This is a genomic window from Bacillus sp. 0209A, from assembly GCF_036765095.1.
GTDB classification, from domain to species: domain Bacteria; phylum Bacillota; class Bacilli; order Bacillales; family Bacillaceae; genus Bacillus; species Bacillus subtilis_G.
Window position 1 is genome coordinate 1 of sequence record NZ_JBAIZV010000006.1, and the last position, 15992, is coordinate 15992.

Annotated in this window: 11 protein-coding genes, 15 tRNA genes and 1 pseudogene; 24 read left to right on the forward strand and 3 right to left on the reverse strand. The window is 44.4% G+C overall.

What is annotated here, in order from left to right; all coding sequences use genetic code 11:
* Window positions 1–5: 5 nt before the first annotated feature.
* From V6D44_RS18040 to glgP, 21 genes and pseudogenes are all read left to right on the forward strand, one after another.
* Window positions 6–82: transfer RNA gene (locus V6D44_RS18040), tRNA-Arg, on the forward strand.
* A gap of 15 nt (window positions 83–97) precedes the next feature.
* A tRNA-Pro gene (locus V6D44_RS18045) sits at window positions 98–174 on the forward strand.
* 5 nt (window positions 175–179) lie between these two features.
* A tRNA-Ala gene (locus V6D44_RS18050) sits at window positions 180–252 on the forward strand.
* 20 nt (window positions 253–272) lie between these two features.
* Window positions 273–349, forward strand: a tRNA-Met gene (locus tag V6D44_RS18055).
* 2 nt (window positions 350–351) lie between these two features.
* Window positions 352–428: transfer RNA gene (locus tag V6D44_RS18060), tRNA-Ile, on the forward strand.
* Window positions 429–434: 6 nt separating this feature from the next.
* Window positions 435–527, forward strand: a tRNA-Ser gene (locus V6D44_RS18065).
* A 17-nt stretch (window positions 528–544) separates the two neighbouring features.
* Window positions 545–621, forward strand: a tRNA-Met gene (locus tag V6D44_RS18070).
* Between the two features lie 6 nt (window positions 622–627).
* Window positions 628–704: transfer RNA gene (locus V6D44_RS18075), tRNA-Asp, on the forward strand.
* Window positions 705–719: 15 nt separating this feature from the next.
* Window positions 720–795: transfer RNA gene (locus V6D44_RS18080), tRNA-Phe, on the forward strand.
* Between the two features lie 21 nt (window positions 796–816).
* Window positions 817–892: transfer RNA gene (locus V6D44_RS18085), tRNA-His, on the forward strand.
* A 10-nt stretch (window positions 893–902) separates the two neighbouring features.
* A tRNA-Gly gene (locus tag V6D44_RS18090) sits at window positions 903–976 on the forward strand.
* Window positions 977–991: 15 nt separating this feature from the next.
* A tRNA-Ile gene (locus V6D44_RS18095) sits at window positions 992–1068 on the forward strand.
* Window positions 1069–1078: 10 nt separating this feature from the next.
* A tRNA-Asn gene (locus tag V6D44_RS18100) sits at window positions 1079–1153 on the forward strand.
* 3 nt (window positions 1154–1156) lie between these two features.
* Window positions 1157–1247 (forward strand) — tRNA-Ser (locus tag V6D44_RS18105).
* A gap of 30 nt (window positions 1248–1277) precedes the next feature.
* Window positions 1278–1349: transfer RNA gene (locus V6D44_RS18110), tRNA-Glu, on the forward strand.
* A 211-nt stretch (window positions 1350–1560) separates the two neighbouring features.
* Window positions 1561–1980: pseudogene (tnpA, locus tag V6D44_RS18115) on the forward strand (IS200/IS605 family transposase).
* 323 nt (window positions 1981–2303) lie between these two features.
* Window positions 2304–4187: a 1,4-alpha-glucan branching enzyme gene (gene glgB / locus V6D44_RS18120; protein WP_253268511.1), complete on the forward strand. Its 1884-nt coding sequence runs from the start codon at window positions 2304–2306 to the stop codon at window positions 4185–4187.
* A complete protein-coding gene (locus tag V6D44_RS18125) occupies window positions 4184–5326 on the forward strand; it encodes a glucose-1-phosphate adenylyltransferase (RefSeq protein ID WP_087992936.1) in 1143 nt (380 codons plus the stop codon). Before glgB ends, V6D44_RS18125 begins: the two co-directional genes overlap by 4 nt.
* A 22-nt stretch (window positions 5327–5348) precedes the next feature.
* Window positions 5349–6380, forward strand: a complete 1032-nt coding sequence (glgD, locus tag V6D44_RS18130; RefSeq protein WP_087992935.1) for a glucose-1-phosphate adenylyltransferase subunit GlgD — start codon at window positions 5349–5351, stop codon at window positions 6378–6380.
* Window positions 6377–7831, forward strand: a complete 1455-nt coding sequence (gene glgA / locus V6D44_RS18135; RefSeq protein ID WP_087992934.1) for a glycogen synthase GlgA — start codon at window positions 6377–6379, stop codon at window positions 7829–7831. Before glgD ends, glgA begins: the two co-directional genes overlap by 4 nt.
* Window positions 7818–10214 carry a glycogen phosphorylase GlgP gene (gene glgP / locus V6D44_RS18140; RefSeq protein ID WP_333516788.1) on the forward strand — a complete coding sequence of 799 codons (2397 nt, stop codon included), beginning with the start codon at window positions 7818–7820 and terminating at the stop codon, window positions 10212–10214. Before glgA ends, glgP begins: the two co-directional genes overlap by 14 nt.
* A gap of 30 nt (window positions 10215–10244) precedes the next feature.
* Here the strand turns inward: glgP and V6D44_RS18145 are convergent, their stop codons facing one another.
* Both V6D44_RS18145 and cotI read right to left on the reverse strand, forming a co-directional pair.
* Window positions 10245–10712, reverse strand: a complete 468-nt coding sequence (locus V6D44_RS18145; RefSeq protein WP_087992932.1) for a TspO/MBR family protein — start codon at window positions 10710–10712, stop codon at window positions 10245–10247.
* 98 nt (window positions 10713–10810) lie between these two features.
* Window positions 10811–11884, reverse strand: a complete 1074-nt coding sequence (gene cotI, locus V6D44_RS18150) for a spore coat kinase CotI (RefSeq protein WP_087992931.1) — start codon at window positions 11882–11884, stop codon at window positions 10811–10813.
* A gap of 188 nt (window positions 11885–12072) precedes the next feature.
* On the opposite strand from cotI, the gene cotSA reads away from it, so the two are divergent.
* From cotSA to V6D44_RS18165, 3 genes are read left to right on the forward strand one after another with little or no spacing between them, the layout of a single operon-like run.
* Window positions 12073–13206 (forward strand): spore coat protein CotSA, encoded by a 1134-nt coding sequence (gene cotSA / locus V6D44_RS18155; protein WP_087992930.1) that lies wholly within the window; start codon window positions 12073–12075, stop codon window positions 13204–13206.
* 14 nt (window positions 13207–13220) lie between these two features.
* Complete coding sequence (cotS, locus tag V6D44_RS18160; protein WP_087992929.1) at window positions 13221–14276, forward strand: spore coat putative kinase CotS; 1056 nt, start codon at window positions 13221–13223, stop codon at window positions 14274–14276.
* Window position 14277: 1 nt separating this feature from the next.
* Window positions 14278–14691 carry a hypothetical protein gene (locus V6D44_RS18165; protein ID WP_087992928.1) on the forward strand — a complete coding sequence of 138 codons (414 nt, stop codon included), beginning with the start codon at window positions 14278–14280 and terminating at the stop codon, window positions 14689–14691.
* 75 nt (window positions 14692–14766) lie between these two features.
* Here V6D44_RS18165 and V6D44_RS18170 read toward each other — a convergent pair whose 3' ends face one another.
* Window positions 14767–15990 (reverse strand): glycosyltransferase family 4 protein, encoded by a 1224-nt coding sequence (locus tag V6D44_RS18170; protein ID WP_087992927.1) that lies wholly within the window; start codon window positions 15988–15990, stop codon window positions 14767–14769.
* Window positions 15991–15992: the final 2 nt, after the last annotated feature.

Genomic DNA, 15992 nt, shown 5'->3' on the forward strand with positions numbered 1-15992 from the left:
GTTTTGCGCCCGTAGCTCAATTGGATAGAGCGTTTGACTACGGATCAAAAGGTTAGGGGTTCGACTCCTCTCGGGCGCGCCATGATATACATGTAATCGGGAAGTAGCTCAGCTTGGTAGAGCACATGGTTTGGGACCATGGGGTCGCAGGTTCGAATCCTGTCTTCCCGACCATTCTTGGGGCCTTAGCTCAGCTGGGAGAGCGCCTGCTTTGCACGCAGGAGGTCAGCGGTTCGATCCCGCTAGGCTCCACTTGGTTTTAATAAATATTTGGCGGTGTAGCTCAGCTGGCTAGAGCGTACGGTTCATACCCGTGAGGTCGGGGGTTCGATCCCCTCCGCCGCTACCAATGGACCTTTAGCTCAGTTGGTTAGAGCAGACGGCTCATAACCGTCCGGTCGTAGGTTCGAGTCCTACAAGGTCCACCATTATACGGAGGAATACCCAAGTCTGGCTGAAGGGATCGGTCTTGAAAACCGACAGGGGTGTCAAAGCCCGCGGGGGTTCGAATCCCTCTTCCTCCGCCATATATATTCTTAATCATCGCGGGGTGGAGCAGTTCGGTAGCTCGTCGGGCTCATAACCCGAAGGTCGCAGGTTCAAATCCTGCCCCCGCAACCAAAAAATGGTCCGGTAGTTCAGTTGGTTAGAATGCCTGCCTGTCACGCAGGAGGTCGCGGGTTCGAGTCCCGTCCGGACCGCCATTTAAATAATACTTAGGCTCGGTAGCTCAGTTGGTAGAGCAACGGACTGAAAATCCGTGTGTCGGCGGTTCGATTCCGTCCCGAGCCACCATTTATCAATATATATGTTTTGGCGGTTGTGGCGAAGTGGTTAACGCACCAGATTGTGGCTCTGGCATTCGTGGGTTCGATTCCCATCAATCGCCCCAAATAAAAATTGCGGGTGTAGTTTAGTGGTAAAACCTCAGCCTTCCAAGCTGATGTCGTGGGTTCGATTCCCATCACCCGCTCCATTTCTATATTGTCATGGGCCTGTAGCTCAGCTGGTTAGAGCGCACGCCTGATAAGCGTGAGGTCGATGGTTCGAGTCCATTCAGGCCCACCATGATTTATATTCCACAGTAGCTCAGTGGTAGAGCTATCGGCTGTTAACCGATCGGTCGCAGGTTCGAATCCTGCCTGTGGAGCCAAATGGAGAAGTACTCAAGTGGCTGAAGAGGCGCCCCTGCTAAGGGTGTAGGTCGTGTAAGCGGCGCGAGGGTTCAAATCCCTCCTTCTCCGCCATATGATTACAGTTAGAAGTTCTCAATCATCGGCCCGTTGGTCAAGCGGTTAAGACACCGCCCTTTCACGGCGGTAACACGGGTTCGAATCCCGTACGGGTCATCATCCAAAAACCTTGCATATTCTGCAAGGTTTTTTATTGTGGAAAAGAAAACCCTCGGCTAGGCCTATGATTCCAAAAAGCTTCCAGCGCGTTATAAAAAAACATTCCTCCGAGGTGCTAAATATTTTTGGTTCGCCAACCAAAATATGAGCATACGGAGGAGTTATAATGTCAAAAGACAGTAATAGTCTAGCACACACATAGTATCACATCGTAATTGCCCCGAAGTACAGAAGACAAGTCATTTATGGGAAAATTAAAAAAGATATAGGGGGAATTTTCGGTACCCTACGTTAAAGAAAAGGTGTCGAGGTTATCGAAGCAACAGCGTGCAAAATAGATCCATATGTTAGTGAGCATTCCGCCAGTGATAAGTGAATAGGCATTCATAGGATATTTGAAAGGAAAAAGTAGTTTAATGATATTTGATCGTCACGCAAATTTGAAATACAGATATGGGAACCGGAAATTTTGGTGTACTTGATATTATGTAGATACGGTTGGGAGAAGGTAAACGAAGAATATATACGAAATCAGATACAAGATGATATCGTGGCAGAACAATTAACAATGATGGAATATATCGATCCATTCACAGGTGAAGAGGTCAAGAAAAAGAAAAGGAAATAGGGAGAAGGCCTTTGAGGTCTCGCCAGTAGAAGTAGTACATAAGGCGAACCATTCAGAAGCCCTTTAGGGTTTGGTCAGTAACAAAGGCTTTCAGCCGCAGAGAAAACCACCCGTTATCACGGGTGGTCATTATTTTATATAATTCATGATAGATTTCATGCTTTATTCTATAAAAAAACAACAAAAATCTCCATATATTTCGTTTTTCTTCAGAAAATGAATTTAAATGTCAATAAGTATAAGCGCTTTCATGAAAGGGCTTTTTTTTATTTCTTCGAATAAATACTATATATAAAAACTATGATGTCAGAAAGGATGATTACATGACCGCTGCCAGCCCGACAGCACATGATGTTTATCTTTATCACGAAGGCAGTCTGTTTAGAAGCTATCAGCTATTTGGCTCGCATTATCGTGAGCTGAATGGCCAAAGCGGATATGAATTCTGTGTGTGGGCGCCTCATGCGTCAGAAGTTCGAGTAGCTGGGGATTTTAACAGCTGGTCAGGAGAACAGCATGTGATGCATAGAGTGAACGATAACGGCATTTGGACTTTATTTATTCCGGGCTTGGCAGAACAGGAACGATATAAGTATGAAATCGTGACTCATAGCGGTGAGATCAGGCTGAAAGCAGATCCATACGCCTTTTATTCAGAAGTCCGGCCTCATACAGCGTCACTGACTTATGATCTGGCAGGATACAGCTGGCAAGATCATAAATGGCAAAAGAAACAAAAGGTTAAGACGCTGTATGAGAAACCACTTTTTATTTATGAACTTCATCTCGGTTCTTGGAAGAAACATTCTGATGGCAGGCATTACTCTTATAAAGATTTAAGTCAGTCGCTTATTCCTTATATCAAAAAGCATGGGTTTACCCATATCGAACTGCTCCCGGTATATGAACACCCCTATGATCGTTCCTGGGGATACCAAGGAACAGGGTACTACAGCCCGACAAGCAGGTTTGGCACGCCTCATGATTTGATGAGATTTGTCGATGAATGCCATCAAGAAAACATCGGAGTCATTCTCGATTGGGTACCCGGACATTTTTGTAAAGATGCACATGGTCTTTATATGTTTGATGGAGGGCCTCTTTATGAATATCAAGATGAACGTGATCGGGAGAACTGGCTATGGGGAACGGCAAACTTTGACTTGGGAAAACCGGAAGTTCATAGTTTTTTAATTTCTAATGCGTTGTACTGGGCGGAACTCTATCATATAGATGGATTTAGGGTTGATGCAGTGGCTAATATCCTGTATTGGCCAAATCAGCATGAACGCCACACGAATCCATATGCAGTTGGGTTTTTAAAAAAACTCAATCAAACGATGAGAGAGGCATATCCGCATGTCATGATGATTGCGGAAGATTCGACGGAATGGCCTCAAGTGACAGGTGCCGCTGAGGAAGGGGGGCTCGGTTTTCATTTTAAATGGAATATGGGCTGGATGAATGACGTACTGAAATACATGGAGACGCCGCCAGAAGAACGGCGGTATTGTCATCAGCTTATTTCTTTTTCATTACTGTATGCGTTTAGTGAACATTTTGTATTGCCATTTTCTCATGATGAAGTCGTTTACGGAAAAAAATCAATTCTTAATAAAATGCCTGGCGACTATTGGCAGAAATTTGCCCAGTATCGGCTTTTGCTCGGTTATATGACGGTTCATCCCGGAAAGAAATTGATTTTTATGGGAACAGAATTTGCCCAATTTGATGAATGGAAAGACACAGAGCAGCTTGATTGGTTTTTGGACTCCTTCCCCATGCATCGGAAAGCCAGCGTTTTTACGCAAGATCTTCTCCGTTTTTATCAAAAAAGCAAAATCCTTTATGAACATGATCATCGTGCACAGTCATTTGAATGGATTGATGTCCATAATGACCAACAATCGATTTTTTCTTTTATTCGATATGGCAAAAGGCACGGTGAGGCGCTTGTCATCATTTGTAATTTTTCACCCGCAGTCTATCATCAATATGATGTTGGAGTTCCTTTTCTTACCCAATACATCGAAGTGCTGAATAGCGACAGTGAAACATATGGAGGCTCAGGACAAATCAACAAAAAGCCGTTAGCATCCAAAAAGGGAGCTTTACATCATAAACCGGGTTATATCACGATGACCATTCCCCCTTACGGCATTTCGATTTTACGGGCGGTTAAAAAAAGAGGAGAGATAAAAAGATGAAAAAACAATGTGTAGCCATGCTCCTTGCCGGCGGGAAGGGCAGCCGTCTCAGCGGATTAACTAAAAATATGGCCAAACCGGCTGTTTCTTTCGGGGGAAAATACAGAATTATTGATTTTACGCTCAGCAACTGTTCCAATTCAGGCATAGACACAGTCGGGATTTTAACACAATATCAGCCGCTTGAGCTGAATTCCTATATTGGAATCGGCAGTGCGTGGGACCTTGACAGACATAATGGCGGCGTGACGGTTTTACCCCCTTATGCCGAGTCATCAGAAGTCAAATGGTATAAAGGGACAGCAAGCGCCATTTATGAAAATCTCAATTATTTGAATCAGTATGATCCTGAGTATGTGCTGATTTTATCAGGAGATCACATCTATAAAATGGACTACGGCAAAATGCTTGATTTTCACATTGAAAAGAAAGCGGATGTAACGATCTCTGTCATCGAAGTGGGCTGGGAGGAAGCAAGCCGGTTCGGTATCATGAAGACCAATGCAGATGGGACGATCACACATTTTGATGAAAAGCCCAAATTCCCTAAGAGCAATCTTGCCTCAATGGGAATTTATATATTCAATTGGCCGCTTTTAAAACAGTATCTTGAGATGGACGACCGAAATCCTTATTCAAGCCACGACTTCGGCAAAGACATTATTCCTATGCTTTTAGAGGAGAAAAAGAAGCTATCTGCTTATCCGTTCAAAGGATATTGGAAGGATGTCGGAACAGTGCAGAGCTTGTGGGAAGCCAATATGGATTTGTTACGAGAGGACTCGGAGCTGAAGCTTTTTGAACGGAAATGGAAAATTTACTCCGTCAATCCGAATCAGCCTCCGCAATTTATTTCATCTGACGCACAGGTTCATGATTCGCTTGTGAATGAAGGGTGTGTTGTGTATGGAAATGTGACTCATTCCGTTCTTTTTCAAGGTGTTACTGTCGGTAAGCATGCGACTGTCACGTCGTCGGTTATTATGCCGGATGTGACGATTGGCGAGCATGTGGTGATTGAAAATGCCATTGTTCCTAATGGTCTGGTGCTTCCGGATGGCGCAGTAATTCAGTCTGAAAAAGACATTCAGGAGGTGCTGCTCGTTTCCGGGGAATTTGTAGAAAAAGAATGGATCTAATACTGAAGAGGGGGCAGAGTCAGTGTTTAATAATCAAATGTTAGGTGTTATAGATGAAACCACATATAAGCATTCTCTTCAGGATTTAACGGCACAGCGGTCGCTGGGGGCAATCCCTTTTGCCGGCAGGTACCGTCTGATCGATTTTATGCTCTCCAACATGGTAAATGCGGATATTAGGAGTGTCGCGATTTTTCCGAAGTATCGCTACCGTTCGCTTATGGATCATCTTGGAGCGGGTAAGGAATGGGATTTGCATCGAAAAAAGGATGGTCTCTTTTTTTTCCCGTCGCCCCACCTTCATCAAGAATATGATGAATTCGGTTCTTTCCGCCAGTTTTCAGACCATCTTGATTACTTCCACAGAAGCACACAGCAATATGCTGTCATCTCCAACAGTCATACCGTTTGCAACATTCAATTTCAATTTGTGCTGAAACGCCATCAGGAGGTTGGCTGCGACATCACAGAGGTATTTCAGGACGGCCAGTCGCTGCAAATCTATATCATGTCTACAACGCTTTTGAAGGACCTGATCTATGGACATCGTGAAAAAGGCTATAAAACCATTCAGGAGGCTGTTGAAAAGGAAGCTTCCGCCTTGACCATTTGCCCTTATGAGTATTCAGGTTATGCCGCTGTCATTGATTCGGTGGAAAAATATTATACCCACAGTATGGAACTCATTCAGCCTCGTTTTTGGCAGCAGGTGTTTTTGCCGCAGCAGCCGATCTATACAAAAGTGAAGGATGAGCCGCCGACGAAATACGGAAAACACAGCACTGTTAAAAACGCCTTGGTGGCAAATGGCTGTGTGCTTGAAGGAGAGATTGAAAACTGCATTTTGTTCAGGGGGGTTCATGTCGGAAAGGGAACGAAGCTAAAAAACTGCATTATTATGCAAAAAACGCAGATTGGCGAGGAGTGTCTGCTTGAGCAGGTTATTTCTGATAAGGACGTTAAAATCGGCAATTCGACTGAGGCTGCGGGAACAGCCGAGCAGCCGCTTGTATTAAGAAAAGGTTTGGTGCAAGGCGAGCTGATGAATTCTTGAAGATATTGTTTGCTGTATCTGAATGCACCCCGTTTGTTAAATCAGGAGGTCTTGCCGATGTAGCCGGCGCTCTGCCAAAGGCACTTGCGCGATTAGGCAATGAAGTAGCTGTGATATTGCCGAAGTACAGCCAAATACCTGAACGCTGGAAAAAGTGTATGAGAAAAGCGGCTGAGTGTACGGTAGCCGTCGGCTGGCGTCAGCAATATTGCGGGGTTGAATATATGGCCGATGATGATGTGAATTATTATTTCATCGACAATGAATATTATTTTAACAGGGATTCGTTGTACGGGTATGATGATGACGGTGAACGCTTTGCTTTTTTTTCTAGAGCTGTGCTGGAGGCCGTCGAAGCTGTAAATATTCAAGCCGATATTGTTCATACTCACGACTGGCATACAGCGATGGTCAATTATTTGCTGAAAGAGGAATACGGGAAACATCCTTTTTATGAACAGATGAAAAGTGTGCTCACGATCCACAACCTGCAGTTTCAGGGCATTTTTCCGCCTGATGTCACACATGACTTGCTAGGGCTTGAGATGGATCATTTTCATTATGAAAAGTTAGAATGCAACGGATTCGTTAATTTTATGAAGGCGGGCATCATTGCGGCTGATCATGTGACAACTGTAAGCCCGACTTACAGAAATGAAATATTGACGCCTTATTACGGTGAACAGCTGGATCAGGTTTTGCGATATAGGGAAAATGATGTAACCGGCATTTTAAACGGCATTGATGATTCTTTATATCAGCCGAAGAGCGATCCTTATATAGCTGTGCATTACGATTCGGAGCATCTTGCATGCAAGGAAGAAAATAAAACGAAGCTTCAGCGGCGGATGGGGCTTCCAGAGCGAAACGATATTCCGCTGATCAGTATGGTGACTAGGCTCACTAAGCAAAAGGGACTTGATCTTGTGCGCAGGATTATGCACGAACTCCTTGAGGAGCAGGACATACAGCTGATTGTGCTGGGGACAGGGGAACGTGAATTTGAAGACTATTTCCGGTATGCAGAATTTGCTTTTCATGAGAAGTGCCGAGCCTATATGGGATTTGACGAGCTGCTTGCCCATCAAATTTATGCGGGCTCTGATTTGTTTTTGATGCCTTCGAAATTTGAGCCGTGCGGCTTGGGCCAGCTGATTGCTCTCCAATATGGCGCCATTCCGATTGTCAGGGAGACGGGCGGTCTTTATGATACTGTTCATTCCTATCAGGAGGAAGAGGGATCGGGCAATGGCTTTACGTTTTCCGCCTTCAATGCGCATGATCTGAAATATACGATTGAAAGGGCGCTGTCGTTTTATCGCCAAAAGGATGTATGGAAGAGCCTCATGAAGACCGCAATGAACGCAGATTACAGCTGGGAGCAGTCAGCGAAAGAGTATCAGCGCATTTTTGAGCATGTGACAAGGAGTGGACGGGATGTTCTCGAGTAAAGAACGATTTGCAGCCTTATTTTTAAGTCGTCTGGAAATGACGTGCGGAAAAAGCTTTAGAGACTCTGCCAAGCTGGACCAATATAAAACGTTGGGCAATATGGTCAGAGAGTATATCAGCGCTGAGTGGATCCAGACGAATGAAAAGAGCAGGTCCAATTGCGGAAAGCAGACATATTATTTGTCAATCGAATTTCTTCTCGGTCAGCTCCTTGAACAAAATTTAATGAATCTTGGTGTTCGTGATGTGGTAGAAGCAGGCTTGAAAGATATCGGCATCAATTTAGAGGAGATCCTTCAGATAGAGAGCGATGCAGGTCTGGGCAACGGCGGGCTTGGGCGCTTGGCCGCTTGCTTTTTAGATTCTCTCGCTTCGTTGAACTTGCCGGGACACGGGATGGGCATTCGTTATAAGCACGGCTTGTTTGAGCAAAAAATTGTAGACGGGCATCAGGTGGAGCTGCCTGAACAATGGCTGAAAAACGGAAACGTATGGGAAGTAAGAAATGCGGATCAGGCTGTTGACGTACCGTTTTGGGGCGAGGTGCATGTGACAGAAAAAAACGGGCGCCTGCATTTTCGGCATGAACAAGCTACAATCGTTACCGCTGTTCCTTATGATATTCCGATTATCGGCTATGAAACGGGGACCGTCAATACATTGAGGCTATGGAATGCCGAGCCCTATGCGCATTATCATGGCGGCAATATTTTGTCTTATAAGCGGGAAACAGAAGCCGTTACAGAATTTTTATATCCTGATGACACCCATGACGAGGGGAAAATTTTACGGCTGAAGCAGCAGTATTTTTTAGTATGCGCAAGCTTAAAAAGCATTGTGAACAATTACCGCAAAACGAATAAATCTATGTCCGGCCTGCATAAAAAAGTAAGCATTCATATTAATGACACCCATCCTGCGCTTGCGGTGCCTGAGCTGATGCGGATTTTACTTGATGAAGAGAACATGAGCTGGGAAGAGGCCTGGCATATCACCGTACATACGATTTCTTATACAAATCATACGACATTGTCAGAAGCGCTTGAGAAATGGCCGATTCATTTGTTTAAGCCGCTGCTTCCGCGAATGTATATGATTATTGAAGAAATCAATGAAAGGTTTTGCCGTGCGGTTTGGGAAAAGTATCCCGGAGACTGGAAAAGGATAGAGGACATGGCGATTACGGCGCATGGTGTTGTCAAAATGGCTCATCTGGCCATAGTGGGCAGCTACAGTGTAAACGGCGTTGCCAAAATCCATTCTGATATTTTAAAGGAAAGGGAGATGCGCGACTTTCATTTGCTGTTCCCGAATCGTTTTAACAATAAAACGAATGGAATTGCCCACAGACGCTGGCTTCTAAAAGCGAATACAGGTCTGTCTGCTGTCATCACGGAGGCGATCGGCGATGAATGGGTAAAACGGCCGGAATCACTGATCCGCTTAGAACCGTACGCCTCAGATCCCGCGTTTATTGAGCAGTTTCAAAACAACAAAAGCAGGAAAAAACAAGAGCTTGCTGATTTGATTTTTTGTACGGCTGGGGTGGTTGTGAACCCTGACAGTATATTCGACGTACAGGTGAAACGGCTTCATGCATACAAACGGCAGCTGCTGAATGTTCTTCATATTATGTATTTGTATAACCGTCTAAAGGAGGACACGGGATTTTCTATCTATCCGCAAACCTTTATTTTCGGGGCTAAGGCTTCACCAAGCTATCATTATGCCAAGAAAATCATTAAGCTGATCCATTCTGTCGCAGAAAAGGTTAACTATGACCCGGCAGTCAAACAGCTGATTAAGGTTGTTTTTTTGGAAAATTACAGAGTTTCTATGGCTGAGCGGATTTTTCCGGCGTCGGATGTAAGTGAACAGATTTCAACCGCAAGCAAGGAAGCGTCTGGTACAGGAAATATGAAGTTCATGATGAACGGCGCTTTGACGATCGGCACACATGACGGCGCAAATATTGAGATTCTTGAGCGGGTGGGATCAGATTGTATTTACACATTCGGTTTAAAGGCGGATGACGTTTTATCGTATCAGGAAAACGGCGGCTATAGATCGAGGGAATATTATCAGCATGACCGCAGAATCAGACAGGTGGCGGATCAGCTGATTAATGGTTTTTTTGAAGGGGAAGCAGATGAATTTGAATCGATCTATGACTCTCTGCTTCCGCATAATGATGAGTATTTTGTGCTCAAAGATTTCAGCTCATATGCGGATGCGCAGGAGCGTATTCAAGCTGATTATCGCGATCGGCGGAAATGGTCTGAGCGGTCGATTGTAAACATTGCCCATTCAGGTTATTTTTCCAGTGACCGCACGATCCGGGAATATGCGAAAGACATTTGGGGAATCCAGCCGATGATGTGAAAAAGCCGCTGTAAGAGCGGCTTTTTTTGTTCACAGGTTCATTGAATAGATTGTAAAGGATAAGAACGTCGCAAATGCACTCCATAAAAAATAAGGCAGCAGAAGATAGCTTGTGGCTCTGCTGTATTTTTTTGCTATGATCATTAATATGAATGCTGTAATGGCGACAAGCAGGCAGTCAATCGATGCAGCCAGCAGGTTCTTTTGCGTAAACTGAAAATAGCTGAATGCCTGATTAAGCACATAATTAATCAAAAGCATAAACCAAAAGTTTTTCGCGTCTTTAAATGAAAACGCGGCATACACAAGGGCAGCTGAAAGGGAGATCAGCGCAAACAGGATGGCCCAAATGATGCCGATCGCGGAGCCGGGTGGCGTCCAGTCCGGTTTTTTTAGTGAATTGTACCATTCTTGGTCAATTGGAAACAGGAAGCCTGCGGCTGAAAACAGTGCGTATGTAATCACAAAAACCGCTATGGCGCCGAGAATTTTCTTCATATTTGCAACCTCCGTATGTATTTATTTTACATTTAGACTTATCCTTACCCTTTATCTTATAAAGATCAAACCCCCGATATGCAGGGGGAATGATTATTTTAAATTAGCTGCTGCAATGCCTTTGCTTTAATGCGTTCATATTCAAACGCTGACTCTAACTCTTCCTTTGGCAAAGCGGACTTGCGGACGTATTTTTCGCGAATGACATCATAAAGCTCATAAGGAAAAAGCATATCAATAAACATGACTTGTTTTTGTTGATCAGTTAATGGGGTTCTGGATTCGTAAGCGTTCAGCATGACATGAAATGTTTCTTCATCCCAAACGCCTGTCGTATCCAAAAGCGGGATAATCATTTTGCGCAAATCTCGAATAGGCAGATCAAATGATACGGTATCTAAGTCGATAACCCAAATCTGTTCATTTTCCCCTAAGAGTGTATTTCCTGTTCCGTAATCCTGGTGGCAGAGGTTAGGGCTTTTTTTCAGCTGTTCAGTCCATGGAATATAGGACGATTGCAAAAGCCGGTCTTTGATGCGCAGTCCGTCTTCAATAAAGCTGTCTATTTCCTGAAGATAAAGCAGTGAGAAAGGATCTTCTTTTTCCATCTGCGCCATCAGCTTCCACGTTTCCATTTGTTTGCAGCGTTTCGTGTAGTGATTCGGCCAGCGCCCTAATTTCGTAAATACGGGAACGCCATTTGGCGGCTGATATCCGACGGAAGCTGTGTGAAAATCAGCAAGGCCTTTCATGATAAACTCCAAATCCTGCTTTACAGTCAGCTCAAACGGCCTTCCTTCGATCCAGTCATATACGACAAATAGAAAGGAGCCATGCTTGGAATATAGGCTGCCTTTTTTGTTTGGGAGTATGCCGGGAACATTCATGCCTTTTTTGGCTAAATAGTCCTGTGCGAAAATGGAAAACAAGGCTTTCTTTTCGGGTCTGTGTATTCGTTTCAGACAAACCGCACCGGATCCTGTGTGAACCTTCCACACAAGCGCCATCTGGTTACCCTGAATGACGTCTATTTTTTCAGCCTGAACATCCCATCCTTGAAGCACATTTTCAGCCAGCTCCGTTAATTTTCTTTCATCTTCTGCTGATAAAGGAAGCTCTGATGAATTCCCCTCCTCCATGACTTCTTGGTTTTCTGCCATTAAAGGACACATCCTTACCTGTTTTACTCCTACCTTATGAATCAAATGAAAAAAGTGATTGAGATATTTGACTATATGTATAAAAGAATATGGTTGTTTACCCGTTTTGTTTTTGGGGCAGTCCTATTCCGCACAAGTTGGTTGTTCAGCCGTATCATGATTTTAACTAGTTAAAAAACATGCAGGAATGGAGGCTATGTATGAAAATAGCACTGATCGCCACAGAGAAGCTTCCTGTCCCCTCGGTTCGAGGAGGCGCCATTCAAATCTACCTAGAAGCGGTTGCCCCTTTGATTGCCAAAAGACATGAGGTGACGGTGTTTTCGATTAAAGATCCGAATCTTGCTGATAGAGAGACGGCAGAAGGAGTCCATTATGTGCACTTGGATGAAGACCGTTACGAAGAAGCTGTTGGGGAAGAGCTGAAAAAGAGCCGTTTTGATCTTGTGCATGTTTGTAATCGCCCAAGCTGGGTGCAAAAACTGAAGAAAAAGACGCCAGACGCTGTTTTTATTTTAAGCGTTCACAATGAAATGTTCGCTTACGATAAAATCAGCCAGACAGAAGGCGAGATTTGCATTGATTCTGTAGCACAGATTGTTACGGTCAGCGATTATATCGGCCGGACGATCACAAGCCGTTTTCCGTCAGCACGATCAAAAACAAAAACCGTGTATTCCGGTGTGGACTTGAAAGCGTACCATCCCCGCTGGACGAAAGAAGGGCAGCGGGCTCGTGATGATATGCGAAGCGAGCTGGATCTTCACGGCAAAAAAATCGCCCTGTTTGTCGGCCGGCTCAGCAAAGTCAAAGGCCCGCACATTTTATTGCAGGCTTTGCCGGACATTATCGAGGAGCATCCCGATGTCATGATGGTGTTTATCGGGTCAAAATGGTTCGGAGATAATGAATTAAATAACTATGTCAAACATCTTCATACACTTGGTGCGATGCAAAAGGATCATGTCACATTTATTCAATTTGTGAAGCCAAAGGACATCCCGCGCCTTTATACCATGTCAGATGTATTTGTGTGCTCTTCGCAATGGCAGGAGCCTTTAGCGAGGGTGCATTATGAAGCGATGGCCGCTGGACTGCCTATTATCACAAGCAATCGAGGAGGCAATCCAGAAGTCATAGAAGAAGGGAAAAACGGCTATATCATTCATGACTTTGAAAATCCTAAACAATATGCCCAACATATCAATGATTTGCTCAGCAGTTCTGAAAAACGCGAACGGCTTGGGAAATACAGCCGCCGTGAGGCAGAAAGCCAATTCGGCTGGCAGAGGGTGGCGGAAAATCTGCTCAGTGTGTATGAAAGAAACAGATAGAAGGGGTGAACAGAGTGTACCAAAAAGAGCATGAAGAACAGATTGTATCCGATATTCTCAGCTATTATCCGTTCCATTTCGAACATGTGGCACTGAAATCAAACAAAAGCGGGCGCAAAATCTGGGAGATACAAACTGATCAAGGCCCAAAGCTATTAAAAGAAGCGCAGATGAAGCCGGAGCGAATGCTTTTTATCACTCAGGCACATGCCCATTTACAGGAGAAAGGGCTGCCCGTAGCGCCGATTCATCAAACAAAAAATGGCGGAAGCTGCTTAGGCACGGATCAGGTCTCTTACAGTTTATATGACAAAGTGACAGGTAAAGAAATGATTTACTATGATGCAGAGCAAATGAAAAAAGTCATGTCATTTGCCGGCCATTTTCATCATGCGTCAAAAGGATATGTTTGCACAGATGAAAGCAAGAAAAGAAGCAGGCTCGGCAAATGGCATAAATTGTATCGCTGGAAGCTGCAGGAATTAGAAGGGAATATGCAGATCGCGGCCTCTTATCCTGAAGACATATTTTCGCAAACTTTCTTAAAACATGCTGATAAAATGCTGGCCAGAGGTAAAGAAGCACTGCAAGCACTTGATGAGTCAGATTATGAAAACTGGACGAAAGAAACGCATGAACATGGCGGATTCTGTTTTCAGGATTTTACATTGGCGCGGTTAACTGAGGTAGACGGAGAGCCTTTTTTAAAGGAGCTTCACTCGATTACGTACGATTTGCCGTCAAGAGATCTGCGCATTTTGCTGAATAAAGTCATGGTTAAGCTTTCTGTATGGGATGCGGATTTCATGATTGCGCTGCTTGCAGCCTATGATGCAGTGTATCCGCTCACAGAAAAACAGTACGAAGTGCTATGGATTGATCTGGCGTTTCCGCATTTGTTCTGTGCAATCGGCCATAAATATTATTTGAAGCAAAAGAAAACATGGTCAGATGAGAAGTACAACTGGGCGCTGCAAAATATGATTTCCGTTGAAGAATCTAAAGACGCGTTTTTGGATAAACTGCCGGAACTGTATAAAAAAATAAAAGTGTATCGGGAGGCGAATTGACATGAGGTCATCGAGACAAAAAGCCTCCATTTCTAAACTCGATCTCGACCAATTCGTATTTACACCGCCCGGATCGATGGGATGGCAGGCTCATGACAAAAGCACGGCTGACAATGAAGAAGAGGAGCATATGGCTGCGGGCCGGATCCGAGAGCTCCCTAACATCACTGCACCGAGAGATTCTCAAGAAGAAACAAAGGAAACGGAAACAAACCACAAAGTCATGGATGATGAAAAGACGAAATTGAAAACCATTGGAGAGCTTGATGAAGAGCGTGATTCTAAACGATCAGCGCCTCCAATTGAAGAAGAGGATGAAGAATCAGCGGAGGAAGCTAATGTAGAAATCATTGTTCTTCCAAGTAAATCCGCACCAGCCCCATGGATTTCTCAAACTGTAAAGCGCAAGGCATAAAATCACATTTATGCCTTTTTTATGCGTACCTGCAGCAAAAAAACAGCTCGTATCTGCAACACGAGCTGTGAGGAATTATGATTTTGCTTTCACAAAAAGCTGATTTATAAATGATAAATCAAGGTTTTTCGTCAGAAGAGGCGGCGGAAATTGTTTGTTTTCCGGTGCCAGAACGGATTGATAAACAGCATTGAGCCGTTTGGCAACATGGGTAAAGGTAAATAAAGATTCTACACGGTGCCGGCCGTTTTTTGTGATTTTATTCATTAATTGTTGATCTGTAAAGGCTCTGTCAATTGCTTTCGCAAATGCAGAAGGTTTGTTATAGCTGTCGATGACAAGTCCGTTAACTTCGTGTTTTACGACTTCTCCGTTTCCGCCACGATTTGTGGTAATTAAGGGGGTGCCAGCTGCCATTGCTTCATAATTCACACGGGCCAGAGGTTCATTCCACTGAGAGCTGCACACGAATACATCCGCCATCAGAAAGAGGTTTGGAATGTCGTCTGCGGGAATGAATTTCGTAAAGATCACGTGTTCTCTGTATGGCAGCGCCAGCTTGCGCAGATAGGTTACATATTGGTTTTCGCCGTCATCGCTGAACCACTTTCCGCCTGCTATGACCAGCACAGCGTCGGGATGCTGCTGCAAAATCCGTTTCATGCTGTGAATGAGAAGGTGGGGCCCTTTGGTTGGGCTTAAACGGCCGGCGAATAAAATAACTTTTTTATCCTCAATGCCGTACTTTTTCCTGTATGTTTCTCTGACAGCCGAACCTTTCATCGTCCAGACAGGCGGATAGGAGCGGATATCAACGCCGGAATATACGACTTTTGTGATGTCCTCGGCTTCCGGGAAACGATCGATGACCGTTTGTTTAATAAATTCGCTGACGGTTGTGATCATGGTGACATTGTCGAGTACTTCTTTTCCTTGCGCGAAGGTCATCTTTTTTTCAGAAAACATTTCGTTATGCAGGCTCAAAACAATCATGCTGTTTGGTGAAGCTTTTTTATATAAAGAGACATTTAAAGGCCTGTTAAACACATGGATTAGATCAAAGGAAGAGGCCCGCAGCTCTTCGGCTACCGCCTCGCGGTAATGCTCTTTTGGCAAATGGATATACCGTACGCCGTCTTTCGTTTCTCTTTTTGGAAGTGATGGATCTTCTATTGAAAAAATGGTCAGATCGTACCGGCTGCTGAAATAAGGTGTGACACCGTCAATCATCATTTGAATAGCGCCGCCGCGTACCGCTGGCGCCGGCAGCTTTTCTGTACAGATAAAGGCAAGTTTCATTT